Consider the following 17085-nt stretch of genomic DNA (forward strand, 5'->3'; position numbering starts at 1 on the left):
TTCGCTGGATGAGAAGGGGGTGGCGGTTGCGGTGGGGTGTGGGGTGGGTTAGGCTTGGTGAAACCAGAACGGGTCGCGCCTCGTAACATGTGACAGAAGGGTGGCGTGGGCCAGCTGAGGGGGACGCTGATATTGGCCCCTTGGATTTGGGTTCGGGCGATGGCTTCTGATTTTTTTCAAGGGAGCAGATCATGACCGACAAGACGCCGACGGAAGAACTGAACGACGCCGAACTGGATAATGTTCAAGGTGGGGTCTATCTGCCCGAGTTCAAGAAAGTGATCGACAGCCGGATCAAATCCACGTCCGTGGCCGAGGTGCGCGGCTCTGGCGACGCGTCGAAACTTGGTGAGGCCTGAGAGCCTGGAACTGGTTGCAGTGCGTGATTGCGGCGCTGATGATGGTCCTGGAGGGCTCGCTGGCGATCACGTCCTGTCTTTTCAAGCAGAGGAGCAGATCATGACTGACAAGAAGACGACAGAGGAACTGAACGACAAGGACCTTGATCAGGTGACGGGTGGCGGCTTCATGGACAACATAAAGCAGACGGTCCGGACGCCTTCGACGAGCCCGCGTTTGCGCAAGGACCCCTTGAACATGGAAGTCGTCAACGAGGACGAATGATTGGCGACACGGCTGCGTGGAGCGGGTGTTGACGCTTTTGATCAGAGGAGCATGTGATGACCGACAAGAAAGCGATGGAAGAGCTGAATGACAAGGACCTCGATCAGGTGACGGGTGGCGGTTTGTTGGACACGGTCAAGTCGAAGGTCGTGACGCCGTCGACGAGCCCGCGTTTGCGCAAGGACCCTTTGAACATGGAAGTCGTCAACGAGGACGAATGATCGGCGCGGGTGAACGTTGGAGCGGCGGCCGGGGGATCGGCCGCCGTTTTTCTTTGGTTTGGCTTGGCGGGGCCTTGATGCTGCTGGCGTGGGGCGACGGCTTGGCGGCGCAGGGGCGTGATGTGGACTGCGGGGCTGCGGCGACCCAGAGCGCGCTGAACATGTGCGCGGCGGCGGCGCAGGCGGCGGCTGAGGCGGAGATGGCGCGGGCTTATGAGGCGCTGGAGATGCGGCTGTCGGCAGAGGGGCGGGCGGCGCTGGGGGAAGCGCAGGGGGCTTGGGAGGTGTTTCGGCGCCAGCACTGTGCGTTTGTGGCGGGCGGTGTGGCTGGGGGGTCGGTGGCGCCGATGATCTACAGCCAGTGCGCGCGGGCGCAGAGTGCGGCGCGGACGCGCGAGCTTTCGGCACTCATGGTTTGCGCGGAGGGCGATCTGGCCTGCCCGCGCTGAGCGGGTGGCGGCGCTGGCCTAGTTGGCGTCGCCCATGCGCAGGGCGGCGATGAAGGCTTCTTGCGGGATGTCGACGTTGCCGTATTGGCGCATGCGCTTCTTGCCCTCTTTCTGCTTGTCGAGGAGTTTGCGCTTGCGGCTGGCGTCGCCGCCGTAGCATTTGGCGGTGACGTCTTTTCTGAGCGCGGAGATGGTTTCGCGTGCGATGACCTTGCCGCCGATGGCGGCTTGAATCGGGATTTTGAACAGGTGGCGGGGGATGAGATCCTTCATCCGCTCGCACATGTGGCGGCCGCGGGTTTCAGCCGCGGCGCGGTGAACGATCATGCTGAGCGCATCGACCGGCTCGGCGTTGACCATGATGCTCATCTTGACGAGATCGCCTTCGCGGTGGCCGATCTGGTGATAATCGAAGCTGGCATAGCCGCGGCTGATCGACTTCAGCCGGTCGTAGAAATCGAACACCACTTCATTCAAGGGCAGCTCATAGGTGATCTGGGCGCGGCCGCCGACATAGGTGAGGTTTTTTTGGATGCCGCGACGGTCCTGACAGAGCTTGAGGATGGGGCCGAGATGTTCATCGGGGACATAGATGGTGGCTTCGATCCAGGGTTCCTCGATCATCTCGATGGTGCTGGGATCGGGCATGTCGGCGGGGTTGTGGAGTTCGAGCTCGGTGCCGTCGCGCTGGAGGATCTTGTAGACCACGCTTGGGGCGGTGGTGATGAGATCGAGATCATATTCGCGGGTCAGCCGCTCCTGAATGATTTCGAGATGGAGGAGGCCGAGGAAGCCGCAGCGGAAGCCGAAGCCGAGTGCGGCGCTGCTTTCGGTCTCGAAGCTGAATGAGGCGTCGTTGAGGCGGAGCTTGCCGAGGCTTTCGCGCAGCTTTTCGAAATCGGCGGCGTCGGTGGGGAAGAGGCCGCAGAAGACCACCGGCTGGACGGTCTTGAAGCCGGGGAGCGCCTGATTGGTGCGGCGCTTGGCATCCGTGATGGTGTCACCGACGTTGGTTTGGGCGACTTCCTTGATTTGCGCGGTGATGAAGCCGATTTCGCCGGGGCCGAGCGCGTCGAGAAGTTCAAGCTTGGGGCGGAAGCAGCCGACACGGTCAACGAGGTGGGTGGTGCCGGCGGCCATCATGGCGATCTGCTGGCCCTTTTTGAGCACGCCTTCCATGACGCGCACGAGGATGACGACGCCGAGATAGGGATCATACCAGCTATCGACCAGCATCGCCTTCAAGGGCGCTTCGGCGTCTCCCTTGGGCGGCGGGATCTGGGTGACGATGGCTTCGAGCACATCCTCGATGCCCAGCCCCGACTTGGCCGAGGTGAGGACGGCGTGTTCGGTATCGAGGCCGATGACGTCTTCGATCTCCTTTTTCACCCGCTCGGGCTCGGCGGCGGGGAGATCGACCTTGTTGATGATGGGGATGATGACGTGATCATGCTCGATCGACTGGTAGACATTGGCGAGCGTCTGGGCCTCCACGCCCTGGGCGGCATCGACGACGAGGAGCGCGCCTTCGCACGCAGCGAGGCTGCGCGAGACTTCATAGGCGAAGTCGACGTGGCCGGGCGTGTCCATCAGGTTGAGGACGTAAGCCTTGCCGTCGCGCGCGGTATAGTTGAGGCGCACGGTCTGCGCCTTGATGGTGATGCCGCGTTCCTTCTCGATGTCCATATTGTCGAGCACCTGCTCGGACATTTCGCGCGAGCTGAGGCCGCCGGTGGTCTGGATCAGGCGGTCGGCAAGGGTGGACTTGCCGTGATCGATATGGGCGATGATCGAGAAGTTGCGGATGGCGTCGAGGGCGGCTGTCATGGCTTTGCTCTAGCAGGGTGGCGGGCGCGCGCAATGTGTCAGTTTGTGCTTGGGGGGCGTGTAGCTCTGCTTGCTTGACGGGCGCGAGAGCGGGGCCTTATCGGGCGGGGTGAATTTGCGCTGGAGATGATTGTGGGCCTGAAGATTGCGATTGTGGGGGCGGGACCGGCGGGCTTTTATGCGGCCGAAGCGGCGGTGAAGAGCTTTGGCGGGTCGGCCGAGGTTGATCTGATCGACCGGCTGCCGACGCCCTTCGGGCTGATCCGGGCCGGGGTGGCGCCGGACCATCAGTCGATCAAGGCGGTGACCAAGCGCTACGCTGCGACTGCGATCGCAAGCGGCGTGCGCTACCGCGGCCATGTCATGCTGGGGCGTGATGTGAGCGTGGACGAGCTTTGCGCGCTTTATGATGCGGTGGTGTTGAGCGTGGGGGCGCCTGAGGACCGGCGGCTGGGCATTGAGGGCGATGACCTGCCCGGCGTGCTGGGGTCGGCGGCTTTTGTCGGCTGGTATAATGGCCATCCGGACTTTGCCGATCTGCATGTGCCGCTGGACCATCACGGGGTGGCGGTGATCGGCAATGGCAATGTGGCGATTGATTGTGCGCGGGTTTTGGCCAAGACCACGGCCGAGCTGGCGGCGAGCGACATTGCCCAGCATGCGCTAATGGCGCTGGAGAGCTCGAGCGTGCGCGATGTGCATATCATCGGGCGGCGCGGGCCGCACCAGGCGAGCTTCACCACCAAAGAGGCGGGCGAGCTGGGGCATCTGGAGCGGGCGCGGGCGATTGTGAAGGCCGGGGACCTGCCGCCGGAAGCCGAGGATGCGGCGCTGGAGCCGGGGCACCGCAAGATGGTGTCGCATCTGCGCAGCTTTGTCGGCGGCGGCGACCCTTCCAAGCCGGTGACGATCAATTTCGAGTTTTTCCGCCGGCCGGTGGCGGTGGAAGGCAAGACGCGGGTGGAGCGGCTGATTGTCGAGACGACGCGGCTGGAGGATGGGCGCGCGGTGGGCACGGGCGAGCTGCACGCCATTCCCTGCGGGCTTGTGATTGCGGCGATTGGCTATACGACGCCGCCGATTGCCGGGGCGGCGTTTTCAGACGCGATGGGGCGGTTCGTTTGTGATGAGGCGGGGCGGATTTCAGCCGGGCTTTATGCCAGCGGCTGGGCGCGGCGCGGGCCTTCGGGGACGATCGGCACCAACCGGCCCGACGGCTTTTCGGTGATCGAGGCGATTGCGGCGGATTTTGCCGGCGGTGGCAGTGAGAAGGGGGGCAGCGACAAGGCCGGCGGCGCGGGGCTGGACCGGCTGCTGGCGGAACGCGGCGTGCGGGTGACGGATTTTGCCGATTGGGAGCGGCTGGACGCGGCCGAGACCGCGCGCGCCCGGCCCGGCGCGCCGCGCGAGAAGATTGTTTCGGTGGACGAGATGCTGGGCTTGCTCGGCTGAAATATTGGGGGCGCGGGTGGTTGCGCAGGGGCGGGCAGCCCGGTATAGCCGCGCATCCGCAAGGTGTCGGGGCGTAGCTCAGCCTGGTAGAGCGCTGTCTTCGGGAGGCAGAGGCCGGAGGTTCGAATCCTCTCGCCCCGACCATGCGGTTTTCAAAAAAGTTGGACCAAATTCGGCGGCTTTTGCGGCCTAGCTTTCCGTGACGCTGTCTGGCGCCACGGCCATCGACTTGAGGATGGCGTGGATGGGCTGGCCGGGGGTGAGCGCCATGTCGGTGGCGGCGCGGTTGGTGATGCGGGCGATGATTTCGCTCTGGCCGAGCGCGATATGGACGAGGACGCCGGGGCCTTCGCCGGGTGTGAGGCGGACGATGTGACCGGTGAGGATGTTTTGCGCGGACAGGCCTTGCGGTCTTGTCGTGGCGAGGATGATGTCGTGTGCCATCAGCCGGACCTCGACGCGGGTGCCGGGCGGCTGGGGGAGGCGGGGGAGGAGCAGCGGGCCGGCTTCGGTTGCGAGGCTGGTGAGGCCGTCCGGGTGATGGGCGGTGATTTTGGCGGGCAGCCGGCTGGCGATATCCCGCAGGCCGAGCGCGCGCAGCGCCGGGGGATGGGCGAGGATCTGGGCGAGCGGGCCGTGGTGGCGGATGTCACCGGCTTCGAGGATGAGGATGTGGGTGGCGAGCGCGCGGGCGTCTTCAAGATCATGGGTGACGAGGATGGTGGGGGTCTGGGCGGCGCGCACGGCGCTGTGGAGGCGGGCGCGGGTGGCCTTGTCGGTGGCGGAGAAGGGCTCGTCGAGGAGCAGGAGGGAGGCGCGGCGGGCCAGCGCGCGGGCGAGGCCGAGGCGCTGTTGCTGGCCGCCGGAGAGCTGGGCGGGCTTGCGCGCGGCGTGGGCTTCAAGGCCGAGGCTGGTGAGCAGGCGCTGGGCCTCTTCGCGGTCTGGCCGGGGCTGGGCGAGCAGGAGATGATCGAGCGCGGTCAGGTGCGGAAACAGGGCGTGGCTCTGGAAGGCCATGGCGATGGGGCGTTTGTGGGGGGGGAGGGCGAGGCCGCGATCGGTGTCGAGCCAGACTTGGCCGGCCATGGTGATCTGGCCCTGGGCGGGGCGGATGAGGCCGGCGAGCGTGCGCAGCAGGCTGGTTTTGCCCGCACCCGAGGGGCCGAGGACGGCGAGCGTGTCTTGCGCGCCGAGCGTGAAGCTGGCGCGCAGCGGCGCGGGGGTTTCGCTGGTGATGGTGACGGTCAGCATCAGGGCAGGCGGGGCTTGGCCGACAGGCGCAGCGTGAGGGCGATGGCGCCGAGCGAGACGGCGACGAGCAGCGCCGACATCAGGCCGGCGCTGCCCATGTCGAAGCGCTGGACGTCATCGTAGATGGCGATGGAGACGGTGCGGGTTTCGGATGGGATGGCGCCGCCGACCATGAGCACGATGCCGAATTCGCCGAGTGTGTGGGCGAAGGTCATGACCGCGGCGGTGAGCAGGCCGGGCCAGGCCAGCGGCAGCTCGATTCTGAGCAGGCTTTGCCAGGGCGAGAGGCCGGAGCAGGCGGCGGCGTCGCGGATTTCGGGCGCGATGCTCTCGAAGCCGCGCTGGCTGGGCTGGACGGCGAAGGGCAGGTTGAAGAGGAGCGAGGCCAGCACCAGGCCGGGGAAGCTGAAGGCGAGGCTGCTCCCGGTGAGGCTCGACCAGAGCGCGCCCAAGGGGGCGGTCTGGCCGAAGGCTTGGAGGAGATAATAGCCGAGCACCGTGGGGGGGAGGACGAGGGGGAGGAGGATGAGGGCTTCGAGGGTGCGCTTGAAGGCAAATGCGCGGGTGGCGAGCGCATGGCCGAGGAGGACGGCGACCGGCATGAGCAGCAGCACGGTGACGGCGGCGAGGCGGAAGGAGAGGGCGAGGGCGGGCCAGTCCATGGGCTCAGGCCGACTCTGGTGGCTCGAAGCCGTAGCGGGCGAGGGTGGCGCGGGCCTTGGGCTTGAGGAGGTGATCGTGGAAGGCGCGGGCGGCGGGCGCAGCGGATTTGAGCAGGACCATGCGCTGGTTGAGCGGGTCGTGGAGGGTGGCGGGGACGGGGGCGTGGCGGCTTTTGGCGGCGATGTCGGGGGCAAGCGCAAGGCTGAGCGCGACGAGGCCACCGTCGCAATCGGGGCTGAGGGCGAACTGGGCGGCTTGCGCCACATTTTCGCCGATGAGCAGGCGGGGCTGGAGGGTGGCCCAGAGGCCGGTTGATTCAAGGGCTTGCTGCGCGCGGGCGCCGTAGGGGGCGTGGGCGGGATTGGCGACGGCGAAGCGGCGGATCTGGCCATTGGCGAGCAGGGTGGCGAGCGTTTCGAGGCGGGGGCTTTGGGCGAGCGGGCTTTCGGGGCGGGCGATGAGGGCGAGGCGGCCGCGGGCGTAGAGCTGGCCCTGGCCCTGGGTGAGGCCTTCGCGGGCGAGCGCGAGGGCATAGCTTTCATCGGCGGCGAGGAAGAGATCGAAGGGGGCGGACTGGCGGATCTGGGCGGCGAACTGGCCGGTGGAGCCGTAGATGAGGCGGAGTTGCTGGCCGGTTTCGGCTTCGAAGCTGGCGGCGATTTCGGGGAGCGCGAAGCGGAGATCGGCGGCGGCGGCGACGCGCGGGGTGCTGGCTGCAGGGGCGCAGCCGGCGGCGAGCGCGCCGAGACCGGCGAGGAACGAGCGGCGATGCATGGGGGCAAGCAGTTGACCAGATCGGGCGCGATGGCAAGCGGCGGCGCATCTGGCCGCTGTGCGGACAGGCGGGGGCTTGAGAGCGGGCGGCGGCTGGCGCATTTTGGCGGCAGATATGGGAGAGTGGCGATGAGCGATGTGGCGAGCTTGAAGGCGGAACTGCGGGCGGCGATTGGCGATGCGCGCGCGGACGGGACCTATGATGAGGCGGTGACCGAGCGGATTCATGCGCTGATCGGGCAGCTGACGCCGCTGACGCCGACGCCGAGCCCCTATGCCAATCAGGACTTTGTGGCGGGGCCGTGGGTATCCGAGTTTGCGCAATTTGGCCCCAAGCATACGGCGGGCAAGCCGATCCAGCATGTGAGCTCGCTGAAGCTGCAGAGTTTTTCCAAGTTTCCCGATGTGCCGGTGAAGATTTTGGAGATTGAGCAGGAAATCCGGGTGGACGGCGCGCACTATAACAATGTGTCGGGCATGACGACGCCGGACGGGGCGCATGCCGGGCGGATCGTGGTGTGGGGGCGCTACACGCTCGATGAGGCGATGCCGCAGCGCTATGACGTGTCTTTTTATGCGATCGAGCTGGTGCCGCCGCCGGGGGTGAGCGAGGATGATTTTCGCGCGCAGTTCGGGCTGGCGGCGGACCAGCCGCTGCGGATCGAGATGAAGCCGCCGCGGCTGCATTCGGATGTGGTCTATTGTGACGAGGACATGCGCATCAACTTTGGCGCGATGGGCGGGGTTTATGTGCTGAAGCGGCTTGCGGGGCCGGGCAAGTCAGTCAGCTTCGACTGAGAGGTTTTTCAGGCGGCTGACCATCGGGCCGAGCGTGGCTTCGATGAGCTGGCGGCGGGCGGCGGCGCGGGCCTGTTCCTCTTGCGGGGTGAGCTGATGGCTGTCGAGGGCGTGGCTGTCGATGCCGGCGACGCTCTCCAGCGATTTGAGGCGCTCGCGGGTGACCGACAGCTCCATGGTGAGGGTGACGACGGCGCGCAGCAGATGGTCGATCATCGGATCGGGGAAGAAGCTGGTGTCACGCGCGCCCGGCTTGGGGCCTTTCGGAAGCTCGCTCATGCCGGCTTGCGGCCGCCGAAGACGAAATAGGTGGCGGGACCGGCCTGCTCATAATCGGCGAAGGCGGTCTCGGGGTCGAAGCCAGCTTCGATGAGTTCCTGCTTCATGTCGAGCGCGGTGAAGCCGCTCCAGAAGGGCTCGCCATTGTAGCGGACCTGCCAGTGGTTGGTGACCTGACGGGTGAGCGGCAGGCGGTGATAGTGATAGGGGACATCAAGATGGAGGACGAGGCCGCCGGGGCGAACCAGCCGCCAGCATTCCTTCAGGATATCCTTGACTTGCGCGCGCGAGGTCTCGTGGAACATGATGATCGAGACGATAAGATCGAAGCTCGCGTCTGGAAAATCGGTGTGGCCGGCGTCCATCTCGGCATAGTCGATGGGCAGGCCCTGGCTCTCGGCGGCGCCGTGGGCGAAGCGGATGAAGGGGCGGGCGACATCGATGCCGGCGACGCGGGCATGGGGCCATGTGCGCTTGTAGGCGAGCGTCTGCTCGCCGGTGCCGCAGCCCATGTCGAGGATGGCCTGGGGCTCAAGGTCGGGCGCGCGCTTGCTCGCGACGCCGGCGAGGAAGCGGCCGATGCTGTCGGAGCCGACCTTGCCGCCCGTCCCCATGCCCTTGGCGTTGCGGTAGAGATCGACGGTGCCGGAATAGTTGAGCGCGGTCTCGATGTCGTTTTCGCGGGTCTCGCGCCAATAGCCGCCAGGCTGGCGGTGGATTTCGGTCGTGCTGATCGGCGCCTTGACGAGCAGCGTGTCGGACAGGCGCATGCTGCCCTTGGGGGCGCTGGCGAGCGTGTTGAAGGCTTCGATCTGGCTGTCGATCGTGCGGTCGGTGGTGGTCTGGACGGCGTTCCACATCAGATTCTGGCTGTGGAAGGTGAGCGAGGACCAGAGGTGATAGAGGGGGTCATCGGCGAGCAGGGCTTCGGCTTCATCCCGGTTTTCCGCCTTTTTGGGCGCGCTCGTCTGGAGCGTCTCTTCGAAGCGGGCGTCGAGCGCGGGTTCGACGGCGAAGTTGATGAACTCCTTGAGGCTGCCGACGAAGCTTTGCCGGGCGAGTTCATCATGATTGGGTGCGAAGGCGACTTTCATGTGCGGAGCATAGCAGGTGCTGTGGCGCTGTGGGAAGCGTCTCTGCCAGCAACCGGCAGGCGGAGATCAGGCGAGCGGGGTGGTGGCGGGGTCGTAGGTGAAGATGCCGAGTGCGTCTTCATCCTTGGCGAGGCGCTTGCTGTCGGTGTTGGCCTGCTGGAGCCGGTCGGCGCCGGCGCTCGATTCGGTCTGGATGAAATGGGTGCGCGGCAGGCGGGTGGCCTGATAGGCGGCAAGAGCGGCGGCCGGGCTTTGATGGGCGGCAAAGGCGCGGCCCATGACGACGCCGTCTTCAATGGCCATGGCCGCACCCTGGCCCATGAAGGGGAGCATGGGGTGGGCGGCGTCGCCGAGCAGGGCGACGGGGCCTTTGACATATGCGGGCGTGGGCGGACGGTCGAACAGGCCCCAGCTGCCGACCTTGCCTTGCGGCGCGGCGGCGATGAGGGCGCGGACGGGGTCGGCGAAGCTCTGGAAGATCTCGGCCATTTCGGACGCGGCGACGCTTTGGGACCAGCCTTCGGCGCGCCACTGGCCGGTGCGGCTGAGGCCGACGCAGTTGATGAGCGTGCCTTGGCGGACGGGATAGCGGACGAAGGAGCGCTGGTCGCCGGTCCAGACGGTGGAGCCGGGGGTGGCCATGTCGGGCGGCGCATCGGCGGCGGGAACGAGCAGGCGCCAGGCGATGTGGCCGGTGAAGCGGGGCGGCAAATCTGAGAAGATCTGGGCGCGCAGCGGCGAGCGGGCGCCGTCTGCGGCGATGATGGTTTCGGCTTCCTGCGCGGGCTGGCCGTCGAAATTCAGGGTGGTGCCTTGGAGATGGGTGAAGCGGTGGCCGGTGCGGATGGCATCCGGCGCATGGGCGCGGACGGCGGCGGCGAGCATGGCGTGCAGCTCGGCGCGGTGGAGCATGTAATAGGGGGCGCCGTAACGATCGGTGCAGTCGGCGCGGTCGATGACCTTGAGGGCCTGGCCGCTGGCGCCTTCAAGGATGGTCTGCTGCGGCACGGCCATGGCTTCGGCGGCGAGCGCTTCGCCAAGGCCGAGCGCGATCAGGCCCTTGGCGGCATTGGGGGTGATGGAGATGCCGGCGCCGACATCACCGAGCACCGGCGCCTGCTCATAGACGGTGACCGGCTGGCCGGCGCGGAGCAGGGCGAGGGCTGCGGTGAGGCCGCCGAGGCCGGCGCCGATGATGGCGATGGTCATAAGCCGAGCACCTAGAGACCCAGAACACCGGGGTTGATGAGGTTGTGCGGATCGAGCTCAGCCTTGATGGCGCGGATGAGGGCCATGGCGGGCGGGTTTCGATCTTCTGCCCAAGGATACATGCGGCCGATCTGGAGGTGGGTGGCGCTGTGCTGGCGGTAGAGGGCGAGCATTTCGGCGGTGATTTGCTTGACCAGTGCGGTGGCCTCGGGGTTGGCGGGGTGGCGCGGCAGGTCGGTGGTGGTGCGGCGCTCATGGCTTTCGAGCCGGGCGTCGGGCCAGTAGAGCACCGGCTCATAGAGCAGGCCGGAGCGGGCGACGCCGAAGAAGCTGGTGCCGATGGTGAGGTTGCAGGCCTTGGACGCGGGCGCGTGTGCGGTGATGAGCGCCTGCATGGCGTCATCGAGCGGCTTGGCCTTGGACCATGGCACGATGCCGTGGAGCGGATAGACGCGGCCGCCCGTGGGCGAGAGGACGGGGAGCGGCGAGAACGGCGTGGCACGGACCATGGTGGGGACGGTGGAGGGAAGCTCGACGCTGCCGGTGGCGGCCAGCTTGCGGATGCGCGCCTGCTGGCGGCGCAGCGTGGGCGCGTCATCGGCTTCGGTGACGACATGGAGATGATAGCCTTCGCGACCCAGGAAGCGGCGGCCGGCGCGGGCGACTTCGGCCATGCGCAGCAGGCCCTTTGCCCAGGAGCCCTGCGCGCGGCCGATGGCGAGCAGCTGTTGCAGATCCTGCGTGAAGCCGCTGTTCTGGCCGGAGAACTGGCGGGTGACGGCGGGATCCATGGCGAAGGCTTCGCTGGCCAGCCCGGCACGGTCGATGGCCTGCATGGCGGCTGCAAGGGCGGCGAAATCCTCGAACAGGAAGGACAGGCCGGCGACTTCTTCGGGGCGGGGTTCGAGCGGCAGGGTAATGCGCGCCTTGATGCCGAGTGCGCCGCAATCATTGGTGAACAGGCCGGTGAGATCGGGGCCATATTGGCGCATGAACTGGCTGTGGGTGGCTTGGCCGGCGGGGCCGGTGGTGAGGATGTCTCCGCACGCGGTGACGATATCGAAGCCGATGACATTCTCGCCGGACAGGCCGTTTCTGGCGGTGCCGAAGGTGGCGGTGCCCTGGCTCATCGAGCCGCCGACGGTGGCGGTATAGCCCGAGAACGGCCCCCAGAAGGGGGTGCGCAGTCCGTGGGGGGCGAGTGCGGCATCAAGAGCGGCCCAGGTGCAGCCGGCCTCGACGGTGACGTGAAGGTCTTGCGGGTTGATCTCGGTGATGGCGGTGAGGCCTGCGAGATCGATGAGGACGGCGCTGGTGCGGTCGGGGAGGTAGCCGCTGGTGTAGGACATGCCGCCGCCGCGCGGGAAGACGGCGAGGCCGCTTGCTGTGGCGAGGCGGACCCCTTCGGCGAGTGCTGCGACGCTGTGCGGACGGAAGACGGCGAGGGGTAGTTCGCCAGCCTCGGCGGTGTCTTGCGAATGGTAGCGGCGCTCGGCCTCGTCGGTCAGCAGCGTGGCGTCGAGCGCGGCGAGCGCGGCTTCGATGTCGGGAGTCTTGAGTGCAGTGGCCATGGGCAGACTTTGGCCGAGGCCGCGATGCGGTGCAAATCGTGGTTTGAGCGGCTGCCATGCGCGTGGCGCATGGCAGCTCTCGAATCTCTGACTGGCGCTGTGGCGCTTGTTGCGCCACTTTGGCGGGTGATGGCGTCTGTTCCCGCTTCCGTGTCTGCCCCTGTCTCGCTCCGCTACGGCTGGGGGGTTGTGCTGTTGCTCTGTGTGGGCGGCATCATCTCGATGCTTGACCGGCAATTGCTGGTGTTGCTGGTCGAGCCGATCAAGGCGAGTTTGGGGATTTCGGACACCGAAGTCTCGATTTTGCAGGGCTTTGCCGTGGCCATTTTCTATGGCGTGCTGGCGGTGCCGCTGGGGCGGCTGGCCGATACGGGGCGGCGCACGACGATCATTGCGCTGGGCGCGCTGTTTTTCTCGCTGGCGACGATGGCGGGGGGCTTTGCCTTTTCCTTTGGTGCGATGTTTGTGACGCGGCTGTGCGTGGGCGTGGGCGAGGCGACGCTGACGCCCGCGGGATCATCGCTGATCAGCGACTATTTGCCGCCCGCACAGGTGGGCCGCGCCATGGGGCTGTTCGTGGGGTCGAGCTTTGCCGGCTCGGGGCTGGCGCTGGTGATCATCGGCGCGCTGATCTCTTGGCTGGCGGCGAACCCGGATGTGACCTTTCCGCTCGTCGGGCGGCCGATGGACTGGCAGATGGTGTTCATCATTGCGGCCCTTCCGGGGCTGGTGTTTGCGCTGGCGATGATGCTGGTACGCGAGCCGGTGCGCAGCCAGGGGCTGGCGCTGGCCGAGACGGCGGGGGCGACCTTGCGCGAGGTGTGGGACTTTGTGGTGAGCGAGGCGCGGCTGCTGGTGCCGGTGTTTCTGGGGCTGCCGATGCTGGCGGCGGCGCAATTTGGCATGAATGTCTGGGCGCCGACCTTTTTCATTCGCACCTATGGCTGGACGCCGGGCGAGATTGGCTCGGTGTTCGGGCTGATGGTGACGACGCTGAGCACGGCGGGCGTGGTGACCGGCGGCTGGCTGGCGGACCGGATGCTGGCGCGCGGGCGGCGGGATGCGAATTTGCAGGTGTCGATGTGGGCAGCGCTTGTGGCGCTGCCCTTTGTGGTGGCGTTTCCGCTTGCCGGTGATGCGACGCTGTCCTTGGTGCTGCTGGGGCCGGTCTTGTTTTTTGGGGTGATGCCCTTTGGCGCGGGGCCGGCGGCGATTCCGATCTTGGCGCCGAACCGGATGCGGGCGCAGCTGATGGCGGTCTATCTGCTGTTCGGCAATCTGCTGGGGGCGGGGCTGGGGCCGTGGATGATCGCGGCCTATACCGATTATGTGATTGGTGACCCGGCGGGCATTCGCTGGTCATTGGCCGTGGTGGCGCCGCTGGCGGTTTTGGCGGGGGCGGCCATTGTGGGCATGGGCGCGCGGGCGATGCGCGCGGAAGACAAGAGGAAGATGGCATGAGCTTGCGCGGGCTGCTGGCGGGCGACGGCGTGTTGATGGTGCCGGGCGCTTATGACGGGCTGTCGGCGCTGATGGTGGAGCGGGCGGGGTTTCCGGCGGTGTTTCTGTCGGGCGCGAGCCTGGCTTATGCGCGGCTGGGGCGGCCGGACCTGGGGCTGGTGACGGCGAGCGAGCTGACCGACGCATGCGCGCGCATGGCTGACCGGGTTTCTGTGCCGATTCTGGTGGACGCGGACCAGGGCTATGGCTCGCTGGCGGCGCTGCAGCGGCTGGTGCGTGGGCTGGAGCGCAGCGGGGCGGCGGCCGTGCAGATCGAGGACCAGGTGCTGCTGAAGCCGCTGGAGGCGCTGAACAGCCGGCCGCTGGTGAGCATCGGCGAGATGCTGGGGCGGATCAGGGCGGCGCAGGATGCGCGGGTGAGCGCGGATTTTCTGATTTCGGCGCGGACCGATGCGCAGGCCTCGGTGCCGTTTGGGGAATCGCTGGAGCGGGCGGTGGCTTATGTGGAGGCGGGGGCGGACCTGTGCCTTGTCGAGGGGCTTTCGCGGCCTGAGGATGCGGCGGCGCTGGCCGAAGCGCTGGGGGGCCGGGTGCCGCTGATTCACAATCTGCTGGAGGGCGGGCCGTCGCCGTTTCGGCATGTTGATGAGCTGAAGCCCTATGGCTTCAAACTGGCGCTGTTTGCCGGCGCCATGGCGCAGACGGCGGCCTTTGCGCTGGAGGGGATGCTGGGCAGCCTGAAGGACGGTGGCAGCACGGCCGATTGGCAGGACCGGATGAAGCGCGCGCCCGAGATGGCGGCGCTGGTGGGCGCGCCCGAGATGGTGGCGGCGGTGACGCGTTATGCCTGAGGGACTTACGCGGCTGCGCGGATGAGGTCGGCGGCCTTTTCGCCGATCATCATCGAGGCGGCGTTGGTGTTGCCCGAGATGGGGGCGGGCATGATCGACGCATCAGCGACGCGCAGGCCGGCGATGCCGTGAACGCGCAGCTCGTGATCGACGACGCCCTCTGGCCCCATGGTGCAGGTGCCGATGGGGTGATAGCCGAGGAAGGTGGTTTCGCGCAGGTGATGCGCCCAGTCTTCATCGGACTGGCAGACCGGGCCGGGCAGGCGCTCGCGGATGATGTGGCTGGCCAGCGGCTCCTGAGCGAAGATGGCGCGGACGAAGCGGCAGGCGCGGGTGAGGCGGGCGATGTCGTCCGGATGGGCGAGCAGCTGGTGATCGATGACCGGGGCGTCGGACGGGTTTGACGAACGCAGGCGGAGCTGGCCGCGGCCGCTGGGGTGGTTGAGGGCGGCGACGACGGTGACGGCGGGCTTTTTGTAGGGGACCACGCCTTCGGGCGAGAAGGAGAAGGCGAAGGGGCCGAACATCAGCTGGATGTCGGGGTGGGGGACATCTTCGTGGGAGCGGAAGAAGGCCACTGCATGGGGATAGGGGCTGGTGGCGGGGCCGCGGCGGGTGAGCGCCCAGCGGGCGAGTGCGAGCGCCATGCGCGGGCCGGAGGTTTCCATATTGTAGGTGCGGGTGTGGACATCCCAGCTCATGTTGGCGTTGGGGTGTTCGGCGAGATTGTGGCCGACGGGGAGATGATGGACGACCTCGATGCCGTGCGCCTTGAGCTCGTCGGCCGGGCCAATGCCGGAGAGCATGAGGAGCTTTGGCGAAGCGAGGGAGCCTGCGCAGAGCACGACTTCGCTGGCGTGCGCGCTGTGGGTCTTGCCGCGGTGGGTATATTCGAGGCCGGTGGCGCGCTTGCCATCAAGGAGGATGCGGCGGGCCTCGGCGCGGGTGAGGAGGGTGAGGTTGGGGCGCTTGAGGGCGGGCTTGAGATAGCCGTCGGCAGCGCTCCAGCGCATGCCGTCCTTTTGGGTGACTTGCGGCGGCGAGACGCCTTCCTGCGTGGCGCCGTTGTAGTCGGGGTTATAGGGCAGGCCGGCGGCCTCTGACGCCTTGATGAAGGGAGCGGCGAGGCTGTGGGTGGAGCGCAGCGGGCCGACCTGCTGGGGGCCGAGCTGGCCGCGCCATTGGCCACCGATATAGCTGGTTTCCATGCGGCGGAACAGGGGCAGGAGCGAGGCGGCATCCCAGCCGGGATTGCCAAGGGCGGCCCAGCCGTCGAAATCGGAGGCAGCACCACGCACCCAGAGCATGCCGTTGATGGAGGAGGAGCCGCCGATCATCTTGCCGGCGGGCCAGAGATCGACCTTGCCGCCGCGCGAGGGGTCAGGCTCGGCGAGGTGCGCCCAATCGGCCTTGGGGTTGCCGATCAGGCGGACGATGCCGGCCGGGATATGGACGGCGGGATCGAGATCACGCCCGCCCGCCTCGATGAGCAGGACCTTGTGGGCGGGGTCTTCGGTGAGCCTTGCGGCGAGCGCGCAGCCGGCCGAGCCGGCGCCCACGATGATGGTGTCGAACTGAGGGGTCACGATGCTGATCAGGCAGTCGTCGCCTTGAGACGCTGGAAGGTCTCATATTCATTGACATCATCACGGCGCTTGGTGCGCGCCCAAGTGGTGGCGAAGCCGCGCGGATAGCGGCTGTCGTCGTCCTTTTCGCCGTCTGCTGACCAGAGCAGCGGGAAGAGATCGCCGCCGGGCTCTTCGCCCTCGATCATCTCGTCGAAGGAGACGCCGGCGATGTTGAGGCAATCGGGGCGCGGGCACCAGCGGACATCATCGCCGAAGACGCGGACCGAGAGGGCGATGCGCCAGTCATCGGTGGGGTTGCCGTGCGAATAATGGAGCGCCCAGGGATGGACGACGAGCATGTCGCCGACGTTCATTTCCCAGGTGGTGAAACGGTCGGCATATTCGGGGTCCTTGCGCATCGCTTCGCCGTCGGGGTGCGGCGGGCGGCCTTCGGGGCGGATCATCTTGCGGGCGTTGGGGCTGAACAGCCAGTATTTGTCCTGCGTGTATTGGGTGCCCTTGATGACTTCGAGCGAATTGGCGTGGGTGATGGGGGTGAGTGGGATCCAGAGGCTGGGGACCATGGTGGTCTCGGGTGTGACCGGCCAGCCCATGCGGTCATTGTGCCAGATGGTGGCCTGCGTTGACTGGGGGCCCTTGGCGAAGATCTCGTCAAAGAAGAAGCGCGCGGTCTTGGACTGGAGGACGCGGCCGGCGGCTTCACCGACCGGGCTTTCGAAGACGAAACGGCGGAACTCGGGCATGGTGCGGGCCATGTAGCGGCCGGGGTTGTTGGGGAGCAGGCCGAAATCCTCCTTGTCGATGAGGAGGCGGCGGGCCGGGCCTTCCATGGCGTGGAGCCATTCGGGATCGAACACGTCGCGCAGGCAGACGACGCCGTCACGGGCGTAGGTTTCGATGTCTTCGTCGCTGATGGGACGGAGTGGCTTGGTGTTGAAGGGCATGGAAGGGCCTTTTCAGGAAGGTTGATGG

The 17085-nt window shown here is 67.1% G+C and carries 18 protein-coding genes and 1 tRNA gene; 9 read left to right on the plus strand and 10 right to left on the minus strand.

All coding sequences use genetic code 11. The features are described 5' to 3' along the window. Window positions 1-191: 191 nt before the first annotated feature. The 4 genes from ACMVO5_RS02015 (at window position 192) to ACMVO5_RS02030 (ending at window position 1294) form a co-directional block, all read left to right on the plus strand. Window positions 192-359: a bacteriocin gene (locus ACMVO5_RS02015; RefSeq protein WP_416908422.1), complete on the plus strand. Its 168-nt coding sequence runs from the start codon at window positions 192-194 to the stop codon at window positions 357-359. Window positions 360-459: 100 nt separating this feature from the next. Then, the gene (locus ACMVO5_RS02020; RefSeq protein ID WP_416908423.1) at window positions 460-624 is read left to right on the plus strand and encodes a bacteriocin; all 165 of its coding nucleotides are present in this window, start codon (window positions 460-462) and stop codon (window positions 622-624) included. Window positions 625-680: 56 nt separating this feature from the next. After that, window positions 681-845 (plus strand): bacteriocin, encoded by a 165-nt coding sequence (locus ACMVO5_RS02025; protein ID WP_416908424.1) that lies wholly within the window; start codon window positions 681-683, stop codon window positions 843-845. A gap of 77 nt (window positions 846-922) precedes the next feature. Continuing rightward, the gene (locus ACMVO5_RS02030) at window positions 923-1294 is read left to right on the plus strand and encodes a lysozyme inhibitor LprI family protein (protein ID WP_416908425.1); all 372 of its coding nucleotides are present in this window, start codon (window positions 923-925) and stop codon (window positions 1292-1294) included. Window positions 1295-1312: 18 nt separating this feature from the next. Here the strand turns inward: ACMVO5_RS02030 and lepA are convergent, their stop codons facing one another. Next, window positions 1313-3121, minus strand: coding sequence for a translation elongation factor 4 (gene lepA, locus ACMVO5_RS02035; protein ID WP_416908426.1), 1809 nt, complete (start codon window positions 3119-3121; stop codon window positions 1313-1315). 132 nt (window positions 3122-3253) lie between these two features. Here lepA and ACMVO5_RS02040 point away from each other — a divergent pair, with 132 nt between their 5' ends. Continuing rightward, a complete protein-coding gene (locus tag ACMVO5_RS02040) occupies window positions 3254-4573 on the plus strand; it encodes an FAD-dependent oxidoreductase (protein ID WP_416908427.1) in 1320 nt (439 codons plus the stop codon). 67 nt (window positions 4574-4640) lie between these two features. Then, window positions 4641-4717 (plus strand) — tRNA-Pro (locus tag ACMVO5_RS02045). Between the two features lie 45 nt (window positions 4718-4762). Here the strand turns inward: ACMVO5_RS02045 and ACMVO5_RS02050 are convergent. Genes ACMVO5_RS02050 through modA form a run of 3 tightly spaced genes read right to left on the minus strand, consistent with a single transcriptional unit; the run spans window position 4763 to window position 7261 of the window. Continuing rightward, entirely contained in the window at window positions 4763-5824 is a 1062-nt protein-coding gene (locus ACMVO5_RS02050) for an ATP-binding cassette domain-containing protein (RefSeq protein WP_416908428.1), read from the minus strand. Beyond that, window positions 5824-6486: a molybdate ABC transporter permease subunit gene (gene modB, locus ACMVO5_RS02055; RefSeq protein ID WP_416908429.1), complete on the minus strand. Its 663-nt coding sequence runs from the start codon at window positions 6484-6486 to the stop codon at window positions 5824-5826. Before modB ends, ACMVO5_RS02050 begins: the two co-directional genes overlap by 1 nt. 4 nt (window positions 6487-6490) lie before the next feature. After that, window positions 6491-7261 (minus strand): molybdate ABC transporter substrate-binding protein, encoded by a 771-nt coding sequence (gene modA, locus ACMVO5_RS02060; protein WP_416908430.1) that lies wholly within the window; start codon window positions 7259-7261, stop codon window positions 6491-6493. A 129-nt stretch (window positions 7262-7390) separates the two neighbouring features. On the opposite strand from modA, the gene ACMVO5_RS02065 reads away from it, so the two are divergent. Next, the gene (locus ACMVO5_RS02065) at window positions 7391-8059 is read left to right on the plus strand and encodes a PAP/fibrillin family protein (protein ID WP_416908431.1); all 669 of its coding nucleotides are present in this window, start codon (window positions 7391-7393) and stop codon (window positions 8057-8059) included. Here the strand turns inward: ACMVO5_RS02065 and ACMVO5_RS02070 are convergent. The 4 genes from ACMVO5_RS02070 to ACMVO5_RS02085 all read right to left on the minus strand — a co-directional run bounded on the left by ACMVO5_RS02070 (window position 8042) and on the right by ACMVO5_RS02085 (window position 12212). Continuing rightward, window positions 8042-8338 (minus strand): hypothetical protein, encoded by a 297-nt coding sequence (locus tag ACMVO5_RS02070; RefSeq protein ID WP_416908432.1) that lies wholly within the window; start codon window positions 8336-8338, stop codon window positions 8042-8044. The genes ACMVO5_RS02065 and ACMVO5_RS02070 overlap by 18 nt on opposite strands. Continuing rightward, entirely contained in the window at window positions 8335-9432 is a 1098-nt protein-coding gene (locus ACMVO5_RS02075; protein WP_416908433.1) for a class I SAM-dependent methyltransferase, read from the minus strand. Before ACMVO5_RS02075 ends, ACMVO5_RS02070 begins: the two co-directional genes overlap by 4 nt. A gap of 66 nt (window positions 9433-9498) precedes the next feature. Beyond that, window positions 9499-10641: an FAD-dependent monooxygenase gene (locus ACMVO5_RS02080; RefSeq protein WP_416908434.1), complete on the minus strand. Its 1143-nt coding sequence runs from the start codon at window positions 10639-10641 to the stop codon at window positions 9499-9501. Window positions 10642-10652: 11 nt separating this feature from the next. Further along, window positions 10653-12212, minus strand: coding sequence for an FAD-binding oxidoreductase (locus tag ACMVO5_RS02085; RefSeq protein WP_416908435.1), 1560 nt, complete (start codon window positions 12210-12212; stop codon window positions 10653-10655). Between the two features lie 150 nt (window positions 12213-12362). Here ACMVO5_RS02085 and ACMVO5_RS02090 point away from each other — a divergent pair, with 150 nt between their 5' ends. Both ACMVO5_RS02090 and ACMVO5_RS02095 read left to right on the plus strand, forming a co-directional pair. Then, window positions 12363-13673, plus strand: coding sequence for an MFS transporter (locus ACMVO5_RS02090; protein WP_416908436.1), 1311 nt, complete (start codon window positions 12363-12365; stop codon window positions 13671-13673). Further along, window positions 13670-14524 carry an isocitrate lyase/PEP mutase family protein gene (locus ACMVO5_RS02095; protein ID WP_416908437.1) on the plus strand — a complete coding sequence of 285 codons (855 nt, stop codon included), beginning with the start codon at window positions 13670-13672 and terminating at the stop codon, window positions 14522-14524. Before ACMVO5_RS02090 ends, ACMVO5_RS02095 begins: the two co-directional genes overlap by 4 nt. A 5-nt stretch (window positions 14525-14529) precedes the next feature. Here the strand turns inward: ACMVO5_RS02095 and ACMVO5_RS02100 are convergent, their stop codons facing one another. Continuing rightward, complete coding sequence (locus ACMVO5_RS02100) at window positions 14530-16110, minus strand: GMC family oxidoreductase (RefSeq protein WP_416908438.1); 1581 nt, start codon at window positions 16108-16110, stop codon at window positions 14530-14532. An 8-nt stretch (window positions 16111-16118) separates the two neighbouring features. Then, window positions 16119-17057 (minus strand): phytanoyl-CoA dioxygenase family protein, encoded by a 939-nt coding sequence (locus ACMVO5_RS02105; RefSeq protein ID WP_416908439.1) that lies wholly within the window; start codon window positions 17055-17057, stop codon window positions 16119-16121. Window positions 17058-17085 lie beyond the last annotated feature (28 nt).

It is taken from the genome of Polymorphobacter sp., from assembly GCF_048007885.1.
In the GTDB taxonomy this organism is placed as follows: Bacteria; Pseudomonadota; Alphaproteobacteria; order Sphingomonadales; family Sphingomonadaceae; genus Sandarakinorhabdus.